Annotated in this window: 15 protein-coding genes; 9 read left to right on the top strand and 6 right to left on the bottom strand. The window is 73.1% G+C overall.

Annotation, left to right across the window (positions count from 1 at the left end; genetic code table 11):
* Position 1: 1 nt before the first annotated feature.
* The 3 genes from BLA60_RS21895 to BLA60_RS21885 are packed head-to-tail and all read right to left on the bottom strand — an operon-like array spanning position 2 to position 3,532.
* On the bottom strand, positions 2 to 889 hold the full coding sequence (locus tag BLA60_RS21895; protein WP_075134832.1) for a Cgl0159 family (beta/alpha)8-fold protein: 888 nt from the start codon (positions 887 to 889) through the stop codon (positions 2 to 4).
* Positions 879 to 1,829 carry a 5-dehydro-2-deoxygluconokinase gene (iolC, locus tag BLA60_RS21890; RefSeq protein WP_281257471.1) on the bottom strand — a complete coding sequence of 317 codons (951 nt, stop codon included), beginning with the start codon at positions 1,827 to 1,829 and terminating at the stop codon, positions 879 to 881. Before iolC ends, BLA60_RS21895 begins: the two co-directional genes overlap by 11 nt.
* Entirely contained in the window at positions 1,826 to 3,532 is a 1,707-nt protein-coding gene (locus BLA60_RS21885; protein ID WP_075134831.1) for a DEDD exonuclease domain-containing protein, read from the bottom strand. Before BLA60_RS21885 ends, iolC begins: the two co-directional genes overlap by 4 nt.
* Positions 3,533 to 3,619: 87 nt before the next feature.
* Between BLA60_RS21885 and BLA60_RS21880 the strand changes: the two genes are divergently transcribed.
* The 6 genes from BLA60_RS21880 (at position 3,620) to BLA60_RS21855 (ending at position 9,869) form a co-directional block, all read left to right on the top strand.
* Complete coding sequence (locus tag BLA60_RS21880) at positions 3,620 to 4,969, top strand: NYN domain-containing protein (RefSeq protein ID WP_075134830.1); 1,350 nt, start codon at positions 3,620 to 3,622, stop codon at positions 4,967 to 4,969.
* A gap of 151 nt (positions 4,970 to 5,120) precedes the next feature.
* Positions 5,121 to 5,306 carry a hypothetical protein gene (locus tag BLA60_RS21875; protein WP_075134829.1) on the top strand — a complete coding sequence of 62 codons (186 nt, stop codon included), beginning with the start codon at positions 5,121 to 5,123 and terminating at the stop codon, positions 5,304 to 5,306.
* Between the two features lie 499 nt (positions 5,307 to 5,805).
* Entirely contained in the window at positions 5,806 to 6,813 is a 1,008-nt protein-coding gene (locus BLA60_RS21870) for a C40 family peptidase (RefSeq protein WP_154814509.1), read from the top strand.
* A gap of 77 nt (positions 6,814 to 6,890) precedes the next feature.
* Entirely contained in the window at positions 6,891 to 8,231 is a 1,341-nt protein-coding gene (locus tag BLA60_RS21865) for a hypothetical protein (RefSeq protein ID WP_245812087.1), read from the top strand.
* Between the two features lie 9 nt (positions 8,232 to 8,240).
* The gene (locus BLA60_RS21860) at positions 8,241 to 9,386 is read left to right on the top strand and encodes a glycosyltransferase family 4 protein (RefSeq protein ID WP_075134827.1); all 1,146 of its coding nucleotides are present in this window, start codon (positions 8,241 to 8,243) and stop codon (positions 9,384 to 9,386) included.
* Positions 9,387 to 9,425: 39 nt separating this feature from the next.
* The gene (locus BLA60_RS21855; protein ID WP_075134826.1) at positions 9,426 to 9,869 is read left to right on the top strand and encodes a pyridoxamine 5'-phosphate oxidase family protein; all 444 of its coding nucleotides are present in this window, start codon (positions 9,426 to 9,428) and stop codon (positions 9,867 to 9,869) included.
* Here BLA60_RS21855 and BLA60_RS21850 read toward each other — a convergent pair.
* The 3 genes from BLA60_RS21850 to BLA60_RS21840 form a co-directional block, all read right to left on the bottom strand.
* A complete protein-coding gene (locus BLA60_RS21850; protein ID WP_075134825.1) occupies positions 9,820 to 10,131 on the bottom strand; it encodes a hypothetical protein in 312 nt (103 codons plus the stop codon). The two genes, BLA60_RS21855 and BLA60_RS21850, sit on opposite strands and share 50 nt — an antisense overlap.
* A complete protein-coding gene (locus BLA60_RS21845; RefSeq protein ID WP_075134824.1) occupies positions 10,128 to 10,379 on the bottom strand; it encodes a YbaB/EbfC family nucleoid-associated protein in 252 nt (83 codons plus the stop codon). Before BLA60_RS21845 ends, BLA60_RS21850 begins: the two co-directional genes overlap by 4 nt.
* Before the next feature lie 76 nt (positions 10,380 to 10,455).
* Positions 10,456 to 11,583, bottom strand: coding sequence for an AMP-binding protein (locus tag BLA60_RS21840; protein ID WP_075134823.1), 1,128 nt, complete (start codon positions 11,581 to 11,583; stop codon positions 10,456 to 10,458).
* A 43-nt stretch (positions 11,584 to 11,626) separates the two neighbouring features.
* Here BLA60_RS21840 and BLA60_RS21835 point away from each other — a divergent pair, with 43 nt between their 5' ends.
* Genes BLA60_RS21835 through BLA60_RS21825 form a run of 3 tightly spaced genes read left to right on the top strand, consistent with a single transcriptional unit; the run spans position 11,627 to position 13,273 of the window.
* A complete protein-coding gene (locus BLA60_RS21835; protein WP_075134822.1) occupies positions 11,627 to 12,010 on the top strand; it encodes a polyketide cyclase / dehydrase and lipid transport in 384 nt (127 codons plus the stop codon).
* 10 nt (positions 12,011 to 12,020) lie between these two features.
* A complete protein-coding gene (locus tag BLA60_RS21830) occupies positions 12,021 to 12,809 on the top strand; it encodes a metallophosphoesterase family protein (protein ID WP_075134821.1) in 789 nt (262 codons plus the stop codon).
* Between the two features lie 26 nt (positions 12,810 to 12,835).
* A complete protein-coding gene (locus BLA60_RS21825; RefSeq protein ID WP_075134820.1) occupies positions 12,836 to 13,273 on the top strand; it encodes an SRPBCC family protein in 438 nt (145 codons plus the stop codon).
* Positions 13,274 to 13,279 lie beyond the last annotated feature (6 nt).

The raw sequence follows: 13,279 nt of genomic DNA, 5'->3' as shown, positions 1-13,279 counted from the left end.
GTCAGAGCAGGCTTGCGGCCGTGTCGACGGCGGCGGCGACGTCCCCGTCGGGCGGGTAGAGCAGCGAGCGGCCGACGACCAGACCGCAGGCGTTGGGGTGGCGCAGCGCCCGGCGCCAGCGGCCGTAGGTGGCGTCGGCGTCGCGGGCGACCTCGCCGCCGAGCAGCAGCGTCGGCAGGGTCGTGGCGGCCAGGACGCGGCCCATGTCCTCGCCGCCGTCGCCGATGACCGGCACCTTGAGCCAGGTGTAGGCGGAGGTGTGGCCGAGACCGGCGGCGACGGTCAGCGCGGTGGTGGCGGCCTCGACGGACAGGTCGTTGCGCAGCGTCCCGTCGGCGCGGCGGGCCACGAACGGCTCGACCATCGCCACCAGCTCCCGGTCGGCGAGCTCGTCGACGGCGTTCGAGCAGGCCAGCAGGGTGGGGGCGGTGCGGCTGTCGGCGAGGTCGACGCGCAGCAGCATCTTGCCGCCGTCGTAGCCGAACCGGGCGATGGCGGCGGCGTCGTAGCCGGTGAACCGGTCGTCGATCTCGAAGTCGGCGCCGGCGAGCCCGCCCCGGTTCATCGAGCCGAACACGGCCCGGCCGTGCAGGGCGTCGAGCAGCAGCAGGTCCTCGAGGATGTCGGCGGTGCCCAGGACGCCGGTGACGCCCGGGCGGGCCAGCGCGACGCACAGCCGGCGTAACAGCTCGCCCCGGTCGGCCATGGCCAGCGGGTCGTCGCCGGCGCGCAGCGAGCCGCGCGCGGGATGGTCGGCGGCGATCACCAGCGCCTTGCCGGAGGGGCCGAGCAGGGACTCCGGGCGGGCGCGATCGGCGGCCAGCGCGCCGATCGTCTCCGGCTCACGCAGCCGGCGGGTGGTCAGGCCGGCGATCCGGTCAGTCCACATCGGACATCAGCTCCTCGACCTCGGTGGTGGTCGGCATCGCCTCCGAGCAGGACAGCCGGGAGGCGACGATGGCGCCGGCGGTGTTGGCGAAACGCATGGTCGCCGCCGTGTCCCAGCCGGCCAGCAGGCCGTGGCACAGCGCGCCGCCGAACGCGTCCCCGGCGCCGAGGCCGTTGACGACCTCGACCGGAACCGGCGCCACCTCGACCTGTCCTGAGTCGTCGGCGGCCAGCACCCCGTCCGGCCCGCGCTTCACCACCGCGAGCCGCACTCCCGTGTCCCGCAACGCCGTCGCCGCGTCGCGGGGGTCGGTCGTGCCGACCGCGACCGCGCACTCCGCCAGGTTGCCGACGGTCACCGTGACCTGGGGCAGCGCCGCCCGGACCCAGCGGGTTGCCTCGTCGGGCGAGTCCCAGAACATCGGCCGGAAGTCCAGGTCCAGCACGGTGATCGCGTCCGGGTCGTGGGCGTGGCGGGCGGCCAGCGCGGCCAGCGTGGCCGAGCGGCTCGGTTCGGCGCACAGCCCGGTGACCGTCACCCAGAGGATCCGCGCGTCCCGGACGGCGTCCAGGTCCAGCTCGCCGGGCTCGATCTGGAGGTCGGGGGCCCTGGGGTAGCGGTAGAAGTACAGCGGGAAGTCGTCGGGCGGGAAGATCTCGCAGAAGGTGATCGGGGTCGGCAGCCCCGGCACACCGGTCACGTACCGGTCGTCGACGCCGAACCCGCGCAGCGCCCGGTGCAGGTACTCGCCGAACGGGTCCTCGCCGGTGCGGCTGATCAGCGCGCTGCGCCGGCCGTGCCGGGCCGCCGCGACCGCCACGTTGGCCGCCGTGCCGCCGAGGAACTTGCCGAACGAGGTCACGTCGGCCAGGCCGACGCCGACCTGTTCGGGGTAGAGATCCACCCCGAGCCGTCCCATGGCGATCACGTCGAAAGTCACGGCACCTCCATCCGGCTGGCCAGCGCGGCATCGGCCCTGGCCAGCCAGCCGCGCCAGCTCGCGGCCGCCTTGGCCGGCTCGGCCCAGGGCTGGGAGCATCGAACCATCCGGGTGCCCGGTCGATCCAGCCATCGGAGCACGACGCCGACCTCCTCGGCCGGCGCGCCGCGCAGCGGACCCTCCCCGGGCAGCACCGTTTCGGCCGACGCGGCGAGCAGGTCGACCACCGGCATCGGCGCCACCCCGCGCCGCGCGACCCCGGCCGAGGCCAGCCGGCCGTGGCGCACCACCGCGAACTCCCAGCCGCCCTCGCCGTCCGGGCGCGCGGCGATCAGCTCGGGCACCGCGGCCAGCGCGGCCAGCCGCTGGCCCCGGTCGAGCGTGCGGACCAGCGCCCGCATCCGGTCGCGGTCGAACCCGGCCTGCTCGAAGCGCTGCGCTGTGGCGAGTTCGGTGAGCCGGTTGGCCAACCGGCGCAACGGGTCCAGCCGCCGCCCGGCGACCAGCCCGAGGAAGGCGACCGGCGCGGCGGCGTAGGCGTCGACCGACTGGTGGCCGGCGCACGGCGCGGCGCAGCGGCCCAGCTCGGCAAGCGCGCACGGCCGCGCGTTCGCCCGCTGGGCCGGGATCCGGATGGTGCACGGGCGCAGCCCGGTGGCGTCCTGGGCCGCGATCAGCGCGTCCTGCGCCAGACCTCGGGAGCGGAACGGTCCCAGGGCGTCCGCGCGGGGGACCTTGACCAGCGACAGCCGGGGGAACGCCTCGTCGGTGAGGGTGATCCACCAGGCCTGCCGGGCGTTCTTCGAGCGGCGGTTGTAGGCGGGTTTGTGGGCCGAGAGCAGCCGCAGTTCGCGGACCTGTGCCTCCAGCGGGTGCGCGCACTCGACGTGGTCGACGCGGGTGGCCAGCGCGACCATCTCGCGCAGCCGGCGGCGGGTCTCGCTGGCGGTGAAGTACTGGCGGACGCGGCGTTTGAGGTCGGTGGCGGTGCCCACGTAGAGCACCTCGTCGCCGGGGCCGCGGAACAGGTAGACGCCGGGGGTGTTGGGCAGGTCGGCGGCCAGGGTGCGTTTGCGGCGTTGTTCCGGGGTGACCTCAGGGATGTAGTCGATCAGTTCTTCCAGCGACTGCACGCCGATCGAGCCGACCCGTTCGAGCAGGGAGTGGAAGACGTCGACGGTGGCGCGGGCGTCGGCCAGGGCGCGGTGGTTGGGCCGGGTGCGGGCGCCGAGCAGTTCGGCCAGCGCGGAGAGCCGGCAGCTGGGGGCCTCCTCCCTGGTCAGCACGCGGCGCGCGAGTTGGACGGTGCACACGACGGTGGGTTTGGGCCAGCGGTAGCCGTGGCGCAGACAGGCCTTGCGGACGAAGTTGGTGTCGAAGCCGGCGTTGTGCGCGACGAGCACGGCCCCGGCGGCGAACTCCAGGAAGGCGGGCAGGACGGCGTCCAGCCGGGGCGCGGCGTGCACCATGGCGTCGGTGATCCCGGTCAGTGAGACGACCTCGGGCGGGATGCCCCGGCCGGGGTCGACGAGGGTGGCGAACTCGCCGACGACCTCACCGCCTCGGATCTTGACCGCGCCGAACTCGGTGATCGTGTCCTCGTCGCTGACACCGGTGGTTTCCAGGTCGAACACCACGAAGGTGGTCGATCGCAGGGGGGTGCCCAGCTCGTCGAACGCGAGCTGGCCATCCGTCTTGGGCATGGTCGGGCAAGCTAGCGGAGCGCACCGACACAATCGGTGCGGGAAAGCCAGCGAGTGCCGGCGCGACCAGCCGACTAGCCTGATGGGATGGCACCGTCACTCCATCCGGTCGGACCGGACGAGCTCGGGGACCCACCCGAGCCCGCTGAGTCCACTGTGGACTGGACGGCGCTGCCGGACGCGGTCCGTACCCGCATCGCCGAGTTGGGCGCGGAGGCCATCGGTGCCCTGCCGCCGGTGGACATTCCCCAGCAGCTGCGGGCGGTGGCCCGCTTCACCCCCGCCAAGCGGGCGCGCCTGGGCAGCGCCCCGATCATCGCCAGCCTGCGTGATTCGATGGCCTTCCGAACGGCGGTGGTCGAGTGGTGCCGCAAGCACCGCCCCATCACCCTGGACCTGACCGTGGACGACCCGGTGGCGGTCGCGTCGGCGGCGGTGTTGTTGGGCGAGGAGACCGCCGGCCACTACCTGGAGCTGGTGGCCCGCCGGGCGTCGGACGCGTCGTTACGCGCCCAGCGGGACGCGGCCGTGGCCCGTGCCGACCGGGCGGAGGCGGAGTTGGCGAAGGTGCGCGGTGAGCTGGAGTCACTCCAGGACGCCGTGTCCCACGCCCGCCAGGACGCCGAGGTCGAGTTGGAGCGTCTCCGCAAGCGCCTGCGCGAACAGGGCGTCAAGGTCCGCGAGGCCAAGGACGAGGCGGCCAGGGCCAGCTCGGAGATCGCCACGATCCGCACCGCCGCCGAGGCCGAGGTGGCGGCCCTGACCGACCAACGCGACCGCGAACACGAACGCGCCGAAACCGAACGCGCCCGGGCCGGCAGGGCCGAGTCCGACGCCGAGATCGCCCGCCAGTCCGCCAGGGAGGCCCGCCAGGCCGACGAGGTCCGCCTGGCCCTGCTGGTCGACACCCTCGACGGGGCCGTCACTGGCCTGCGTCGAGAGCTGGCCCTTGGCGGCGCCGGCCCCCGCCCGGCGGACCTCGTCCGGGGCGCGACCGAGGCCCAGGGCTCGGTCAGCCGCGTGGAGGACCCGGCGGCGCTGGAGCGCCTCCTGGCGCTTCCCTCGGTGCACCTGGTGGTGGACGGCTACAACGTCACGAAAACCGGTTATCCCGAGCTGTCCCTGTCCGACCAGCGCGACCGGCTGATCCGCCAGCTGGCAGCCCTGGCCGCCCGCACCTCCGCCGAGGTGACCCTCGTCTTCGACGGCGCCGGCGTGGTCGCCGTGCCGACCACCGCGCCCCGAGGTGTCCGCGTCCTGTTCAGCGACCCGGGCGTCCTGGCGGACGACGTCATCCGGGCCCTGGTCACCGCCGAACCGGAGGGGCGCCCGGTGGTGGTCGTCACCTCGGACCGAGCCGTCGCCGACTCCGTCCGCCGCCGGGGCGCGCACCCGGTCCCCTCGGCCGTGCTCCTGGCCCGCCTCGGCCGCTCCTGAACCCAATTCACTCGATCGAGTCAAGAAGCACCGATGAAGCTGGTCAGACGGCGGACAAGCACCCCACTTACCACGCCCGTCGCCGGAAATTGTCGGTCCCCCCACCTAACCTTCTCCCCAGACGGACACCAGTTCGAAAAGGGAGCGGGAAATGATCATCGACTGTGACAGCTGTGTGGTGCGCGGCCTCGCCTGCGGTGACTGCGTGGTGAGTGTCCTGCTCGGCACCCCGCCCGCCATCGAGCTCGACGCCTCCGAGCAGCGGGCCATCGACGCCCTCGGTCGTGCCGGCATAGTGCCTCGCCTGCGTCTGGAGCCGGTCGAGAAGTCGGCGTGATCGCCCGGACGCGCTCGGTCCCCACGGCCGTTCGGCGAACGGTCGAATCCTGTCGTTGAGCGGGAGATGGGCGGGGGAACGGCCTGCCGCGAACCGGGTGAACAGGGGTGTTGCCCTCGTCACAGAGTGGAGTTAGGACTGCTCCATTGGTGGATCAGGGCGTCTCGCGAACTTTTTTCGAGACGCCCCATAGACGAGTGGACTTACTTTTCGTAACCTGTCCGAGATCTCGTGGCCGTCAGCCGCCCACCCCGAGGGCGCGCTACGCGGGATCACCGCCGAGTCGGCCTTGTCGGGGGGCTGAACCGGATTTCCCCCAAACGGTGGGGTGTGCGCATCGATCGCTGGTCCGCTGTCGCGGCCCCACGCGGTCCGGAGAGGTGCACATGTCCCGTCGGCGGTTGAGGACGAAGGAGACCCGCGCGACGTGGCGTCGCATCGAATGAAGCGCGCATTCCGGGCTGCAGTCAGTGTCACGGCCGCCATTGCCGTGGTGAGCGTGTCCCCAGCTCCGGCTCTCGCGCTCCCCCCTGCGCACCAGCAACCCCCACCACCGAACACCGCGTCCGAGGCGTTGGCGCAGTACAACAAGGTGGCCAAGCAGGCGACGAAGGTCAACGAGGACCTGCTGTCCGCCCAGGACGACCTCGGTAACAAGCGAAAAGTTCTCAAGCAGGCCAACGCCGACATGGAAAGCGCCAAGAAGGCGCAGGCACAGGCCAAGATCGACGAGGAGGCCTTCCGGGGCCAGGTCGACGATCTGACCAGTGCCTCCTTCCAGGGCGCCCGGTTCAACAAGCTGTCCGCCCTGCTCACCGGCTCGTCCACCGAGGACTTCCTGGAGCGGGCGACGGCACTGGGCGTGCTCGCGGCGGACAACGAGAAATCGCTGTCCAAGCTCAGCGGTGCGGTCGACATGGCCGCCACCGCGCAGGCCAAGGCCGCCGACGCCCAGGCACGGGCCAAGGCGGCCACCACCGCGGCCGAGCAGCTGATCAAGAAGATCTCGAAGACCGCGGCCGACCTGGAGAAGCAGAAGGTCGCGGCCGAGGCCGCCTACGACGAGCTCAGTGCCGAGGAGCAGGCCGAACTCGCCGGGCCCGGTCCCGGCGACGACGGTGTCTTCCTCGGCGGCCCGGGTGCGGGCGGCCAGGCGGCCGAGGTCGCCATGCAGCAACTCGGCAAGCCGTACGTCTACGGCAACGAAGGCCCCAGCAGCTTCGACTGCTCCGGCCTGATGCTGTACGCCTACGCGGCCGCCGGGATCACGCTGCCCCGGTCCAGCCGCTCGCAGTACGGGGTCGGCAAGTCCGTGGCCTACGGCGAGTGGAAGGTCGGTGACCTGCTGTTCTACGGCAGCAGCGCCGGCTCCATCCACCACGTCGCGATGTACATCGGCGACGGCATGCTGGTCCACGCCTCCCAGCCCGGTGTGCCGGTGAAGACCGGCGCCGCTCCGGACGGCGGTGGCTCGGACTACTTCGCCGCCCGCCGTGTGGTGGGCTGACCACGCACCGACAGCGCTCGGGGCCGGTACGCACCGCGTGCCGGCCCCGAGTCCTGTTTGCACATAACATCTACATCGTGACCAACCGGGCGGGACCGCGCGCGTGGCTGGGCGCCGCGGTGGCGGCGGTCCTCCTGCTCGGCATCACCATCGTGTCCCTGCCCAGCGCCGGCCAGGCGCCGGCCCCTGGCCCGGGTCAGCCACTGGGCGTGGTCAGCCCACAACCCCGCGCCGACCTCACCCGCGCCGACGCCGTCACCGCCCTGCTCGACCGCCGGGCCCAGGCCGTCCGCGACCGCGACGAGCGGGCCTTCCTGGCCACCATCGACCCCGAGGCCGACGACGCGTTCGTCGCCACCCAGCGGCGCCTGTACGACAACCTCGCCGGCGTGCCGTTCGACGAGTGGACCTACCAGCTCAGCCCGGACGACACGCTGGACGTCGCCGACCTGCCCGAGGAGGACACCGACGGCGCCGACGAGGTCTGGGCACCCGCCGTCGACCTGCGGTACGCGCTGCGTGGCGGTGACGTGGTGCCCACCAGCCGCGCCATGGGCTACCTGTTCGCCCGCCACGGCGCCACCTGGTACCTGCGCTCCGACAGCGCCCTGGACCGGCTCGGCCGCCGCAGCTGGCGGGGGCCGTGGGACTACGGGCCGTGCGTCGTGACGCCCACCGAGCACGGCATCGTCGTCAGCCATCCGGGTGACGGGCCGATGGTGAAGCGGCTGACCGGCGAGCTGGACGATTCGGTGCGCGCGGTCAGCGCGCTGTGGCCGACGAGCTGGCCCGAGCGGGTGGTGCTGATGCTGCCGGACTCGCCGAGCGAGATGCGCGCCCTGGTCGGCGCGAAGGACTTCCCGGTCGACGCGGTGGTCGCGGTGGCCGTGGCCGACCGGGTCGACAACGCCACCCGCGAGGTCACCGGCCAGCGGGTGGTGCTCAGCCCCACGGGCGTGCGGGCGCTGTCGGCGACCTCGCTGCGGGTCGTGCTGCGCCACGAGATCACCCACGTCGCCGCGCGCGCGGACACCGTCGACGGCTCGCCGACGTGGCTGCTGGAGGGCTTCGCCGACTACGTCGGCTACCGCGACAGCGGCGTCACGCTGGCCGAGGGCGCGCCGGACCTGATGGGCGAGGTGCGGTCGGAGCGGCTGCCGGAGTCGCTGCCGGAGGACCGGGCGTTCCGGATGAGCGGGCCGGACCTCGACCAGGCCTACCAGGAGAGCTGGTCGCTGGCGAAGTACATCGCCGGCGAGTACGGCGAGCAGCGGCTGGTCAGCCTGTACCGCGAGCTGGCGGCGGCCGGCGCGGTGTCGGCCAGGGAGACCGACGGCCTGCTGCGCGGCGTGCTGGGGGTGGACCGGGCGGCGCTGGTCCAGGGCTGGCGGGCGTACCTGCTGGCGGCCCTCGAGTAGGGTTTCCCGGTGCCTCGGACCCTGGTGGTGACCAACGACTTCCCACCCCGCCCCGGTGGGATCCAGTCCTACCTGCACGCGCTGGCGACCCGGCTGCCCGACCAGGACCTGGTCGTGTACGCACCGACCTGGGAGCACCACACCGGGTCACACACCGAGTTCGACGCGGCCCAGCCGTTCCCGGTGGTGCGGCACACGGGCGGGCTGATGCTGCCGACCCCCGACGTGGCCCGCCGGGCCCGCGAGATCCTGCGCGCCGAGGGCTGCGAGACCGTGTGGTTCGGCGCGGCCGCGCCGCTGGGGCTGCTGACGCCGACACTGCGGGCCGCCGGGGCGCGGCGGGTGATCGCCAGCACGCACGGCCACGAGGTCGGCTGGTCGATGCTGCCGGGGGCGCGGCAGGCACTGCGCCGGATCGGGACCACGACCGACGTGGTGACGTTCGTCAGCAAGTACACGCGGTCGCGGTTCGCGTCGGCGTTCGGGCGGCTGGCGGCGTTGGAGTACCTGCCGTCCGGGGTCGACACCGAGCAGTTCCAGCCGAACTACGCCGCGCGCAAGGAGATCCGGTCGCGGTACGGGCTCGGGGACCGGCCGACGGTGGTGTGCGTGTCGCGGCTGTGGCCGCGCAAGGGGCAGGACATGTTGATCCGGGCGTTGCCGTTGATTCGGCAGCGGGTGCCGGAGGCGGCGTTGCTGCTGGTCGGTGGGGGCCCGTACGAGGACCGGCTGCGGACGATGGCTGACCAGTTGGGGTTGGCCAAGGACGTGGTCATGACCGGGCGGGTGCCGTGGGAGGAACTGCCGGCGCACTACGTCGCCGGTGACGTGTTCGCCATGCCGTGCCGCACCCACGGGCGTGGCCTGGACGTCGAGGGTCTGGGCATCGTCTACCTGGAGGCGTCGGCGTCCGGGCTGCCGGTGGTGGCCGGGAGGTCGGGCGGCGCGCCGGAGACCGTGCTGGAGGACGTGACCGGGCACATCGTCGACGGCCGCGACGTGGCGCTGATCGCCGAGCGGGTCGGCGCCCTGCTGGCCGACCCGACCTGGGCGAACGAGATGGGCGAGGCCGGCCGCCGCTGGGTGTCGCGGCACTGGCGGTGGCAGGACATCGCCCGCCGCCTGGCGCGGCTGCTGGACGGCAGCGCATTCTAGGGACCAGCTCGCTCGACGACGACCGACAAGGAGCCGACGATGGGACCGCTGGACGCCACCGAGCGCATGGAGTACCTCGCCCAGCCACATGTCGGTGTGCTGAGCGTCGCCACCAGCGACGGCCGGCCGCCGTTGACCGTGCCCATCTGGTACGCCTACGAGCCCGGCGGCGACCTGACGTTCTTCACCGGCGCGGAGGGCCAGCGGGCGCGCAAGACCCGGTTGCTGGAGGAGGCTGGGCAGTTCAGCTTCAGCGTGCAGCGGCCGGAGCCGCCCTACCGGTACGTGACCGTCGAGTGCACGGTGACCGCCGCCGACCGGCACCCGCCGGTGGCCGACGTCCTGGCCATCACCAGCCGGTACCTGCCGGCGGAAGCGGCCATGGAGTACGCCCGGTCGCAGACCGAGGCGCGGTCGGAGACGTTCGTGCTGTTCAGGGCGCGGCCGGACCGGTGGCTGAGTTTCGACTTCGGGGAGGACTGAGGATCCCGGCGCGCAGCGGCGCGGTCTCGGCCTCGCCGACCACGGGGGTCAGCGCGTCCAGGCCCTGGGTGAGCGCCTCGGCCGAGGCCTGCTGGGTCAGGCGGAAGACGCGCTCGGCCAACTCCTCCGGCGACAGCGCCATGACCTCGGGCGCCAGGGTCAGGCCGGTCAGCCGGCCGTCCAGGTTCACCGTGGCGGCGATGCCCCTGTCCCGCGCGGTGGCCTCGATGGCGGCCAGGTGGGTGAACAGCGCGTCGGTCATCGGGGGCTCCTGGGGGGAAGGCCCAGGGCGGTCAGGTCGTGGCCGGGCAGCGCTGCCCGCAGGGCCTGTCCGGCGCGCCGGTCGGCCTGGTCGGTCGCCTCGGTCACGGCCCGCACGATCGTCGTCGCGAGGGTGGTGGGGTCGAGGGTCAGGGCGGTGGGGGTCAGGGTCAGCGACGACAGCGCGCCGCCGGGGTGGACCTCCACGGTCACGCCGTTGGTCGTGGTGTTGCCGGTGATCTCGGTCATCGGGGATGCGCTCCTCCGTCACAGGGTGTCGCCACCCTCGTAGACGTCGCGGGAGAAGCGGAGGATCCCGATCTTGCTAGACGGTTTCCGGCGACGGCAGGGCGCGCACGGTGATGCCGATGCCTCGGTAGAAGCGTTCGACCGCCGGGTCCAGCGGAGCACCCGAGGTGAGGGTCGCCACGCAGCGGCCGCCGAAGGTCGCCCGGAGCTTCGGGTAGACCACCGTGTCGGCCACGGCGTGCTTGAGGCGGACCGCCAGTGTCCGGCGGCCACCGCCGTACTCGGCGGCCACGGCCGCGGCCGCGTCGAAGACCGTGGCGCGGCCCTCGTCGGCGGCGCGCCGGCGGGCCGAGGAGTGCAGCGCGCGCAGCAGACCGCTGTCGGCGACCAGCACCCTCGGGCGGAACACTCCCAGCTCGGTGGCCAGGTTGTCGGTGCGCGCCGGCAGGTGGCCCAGCGTCGTTCTGGTGTACACGCAGGCGATCGACAGGATCCGCGCGGCCAGGTCGACGGGGGGCAGCAGGACCAGCAGCGAGTTGCCGGCACGCAGCAGCGGGGCGCAGGCGGTGATCGTGGCGCGCACGTCGGCCAGCAGCTCCCCGTGGGTCAGCTCGACGCGCTTGGGGCGGTCGCCGCCGGGCGGGTAGACGAGGGTGGCGACCGTGTCCGTGCCGACGGCCAGCCGGCGTTCGTGGGCGGTGTCGTCGGACACCTCGGCGCCGAGGTCGGTCAGCTCCGCGACGGCCGGGGCGATCTCGCCCTCGGTGTCGTCGCCGCTGTCGCCGTCGGTGTCCAGTTGCCAGACCCAGCCGATCTCGGGGAGCCGGTCGACCATCCGGCGCAGCGTCTCCCGGTGGCCGGAGTGCTCCAGCACCACGGCGCACGCGCCGGAGTCCGACAGCACCCACTCCAGGTGCTCGGGCGCCGCGTCCGGGTCGACCGGCACCGTCTGGCAGCCCGCCGACCACGCGGCGAAGTCGAACAGCGTCCACTCGTACCGGGTGCCGGCGAACAGGGCGATCCGGTCGCCCGGCCGCAGGCCGGCGGCGATCAGCCCGCGCGCGAGATCATGCACCTGGGCGGCGAACTCCCGGGTGGTGACGTCCAGCCACGACCCCCCGGACCTGCGCCGCACCCCGATCGTGCCCCCGAACCGCTCCGCGTTGGCTCGGACCATGTCGGTCAGGCTCTCCTGGTCGGTCACACCAGGCAAACTAGCGCGTGCCGGTCCGTGCCATGCTGCACGGGTGCCAGCGGTGGATGTGATCGACGAGACGTTCCTCGCGGTGCCGCCGGGAATCGTGGCCGCGGCGTTCGCCGACCCCGGTACCTGGCGGCGGTTCTGGCCCGACCTGCGGCTGGAGGTCTACGCCGACCGGGGCGAGGAGGGACTGCGCTGGACCGTGCGCGGCGCCCTGGTCGGAACCATGGAGATCTGGCTGGAGCCGGTCCTCGACGGCACCGTGCTGCACTACTTCCTGCGTGCCGACCTGCCGCCCGGCCCCACGGCCCGCCGCGGGCGTCTGGCCAGGGAGAAGACCCGCCGCCAGCTCGCCGCCAAGGCCGTCGCCCTTGACCTGAAGGCCGTGCTGGAAGACGGGCGCAAGCCGGGCTGTCCACCGGGCAACTAATCTGCGGTGTGTGCGGGTTCACGTGGTCTCAGACGTGCACGGCAACGCCGAGGCACTGGCGAAGGCCGGGGACGGCGCCGACGCGCTGCTGATCCTCGGCGACCTGATCGACTTCGTCGACTACCACGACCACTCCGGCGGGATCATGGGCGCGGTGTTCGGCCCGGAGAAGGTCGCCGAGTTCGCCCGGCTGCGCCGGCTGCGGCTGCACACCGAACTCGCCGAGTACTCCCGGAGCCTGTGGACCGGCATCGCCGACCCGTCGGCCGTGGTCGAGGAGGCGGTACGGGCCCAGTACCGGCGGCTGTTCGACGCGCTGCCGGCGCCGGTCTACGCCACCCCCGGCAACGTCGACGTGCCGGCGCTGTGGTCGGAGTTCGCCGGCGACGGGCTGCACGCGGTGGACGGCGACGTCGTCGAGATCGGCGGGCTGCGGTTCGGGTTCGTCGGCGGGGCGCTGTTCTCGCCCGGCGCGCCGCCGCGCCGGGGCGGGGTGTTCCGGCCGTACCTGCGCACCGTGGAGGAGTTCGCCGCCGGGGTGGCCGCGCTGACCGACGTCGACGTGGTGTGCAGCCACATCCCGCCGGACGTGCCGGAGCTGACCTACGACGTGGTCGCCCGCCGCACCGAGGTCGGCTCGGCCGCGCTGCGTGAGCTGATCGTGGCGCAACGGCCGCGCTGGGCGCTGTTCGGGCATGTCCACCAGCCGCTCGCGCAGCGCCTGCGCCTGGGCTTCACCGAGTGCGTCAACGTCGGTCACTTCCAGCGCACGGAACGTGCGTACGTGCTGCGCTGGTAGTCACGCGACGGGGTAACCTGCGCGGCATGGCCGATGAGTCCACCCAGTCCATCGTGGTCGACGCGCCACCCGCGGAGATCATGGCGGTGATCGCGGACTTCCCCGCGTACCCGGAATGGGCCAACGCGGTGAAGCAGACCGAGGTGCTGGAGGACGGGCCGGACGGTCGGGCCAACCAGGTGCGGTTCACCCTCGACGCCGGGCCGTTCAAGGACGTGTACACGCTGGCCTACGACTGGGCCGACGACGGGTTGTCGGTGAGCTGGACGCTGGTCAAGGGCCAGATGCAGCGCTCGCAGAACGGCCGCTACCTGCTCACCCCGGACGGCGACTCGACCAGGGTGACCTACACGCTGGCCGTGCAGCTGGCGGTGCCGATGATCGGCCTGTTCCGCCGCAAGGCCGAGAAGATGATCATGGACATCGCGCTCAAGGAGCTCAAGCGCCGGGCCGAGGGCTCCTAGGAGCCA

This window comes from Actinophytocola xinjiangensis, from assembly GCF_001921215.1.
GTDB classification, from domain to species: domain Bacteria; phylum Actinomycetota; class Actinomycetes; order Mycobacteriales; family Pseudonocardiaceae; genus Actinophytocola; species Actinophytocola xinjiangensis.
This window is presented reverse-complemented; position numbering and strand designations above follow the sequence as displayed.

Bases quoted from the DNA above. Each gene is read 5' to 3' on its own strand.
- BLA60_RS21895 (WP_075134832.1), bottom strand. From the start codon at position 889: ATGTGGACTGACCGGATCGCCGGCCTGACCACCCGCCGGCTGCGTGAG.
- BLA60_RS21885 (WP_075134831.1), bottom strand. From the start codon at position 3,532: ATGCCCAAGACGGATGGCCAGCTCGCGTTCGACGAGCTGGGCACCCCC.
- BLA60_RS21880 (WP_075134830.1), top strand. From the start codon at position 3,620: ATGGCACCGTCACTCCATCCGGTCGGACCGGACGAGCTCGGGGACCCA.
- BLA60_RS21875 (WP_075134829.1), top strand. From the start codon at position 5,121: ATGATCATCGACTGTGACAGCTGTGTGGTGCGCGGCCTCGCCTGCGGT.
- BLA60_RS21855 (WP_075134826.1), top strand. From the start codon at position 9,426: ATGGGACCGCTGGACGCCACCGAGCGCATGGAGTACCTCGCCCAGCCA.
- BLA60_RS21850 (WP_075134825.1), bottom strand. From the start codon at position 10,131: ATGACCGACGCGCTGTTCACCCACCTGGCCGCCATCGAGGCCACCGCG.
- BLA60_RS21845 (WP_075134824.1), bottom strand. From the start codon at position 10,379: ATGACCGAGATCACCGGCAACACCACGACCAACGGCGTGACCGTGGAG.
- BLA60_RS21825 (WP_075134820.1), top strand. From the start codon at position 12,836: ATGGCCGATGAGTCCACCCAGTCCATCGTGGTCGACGCGCCACCCGCG.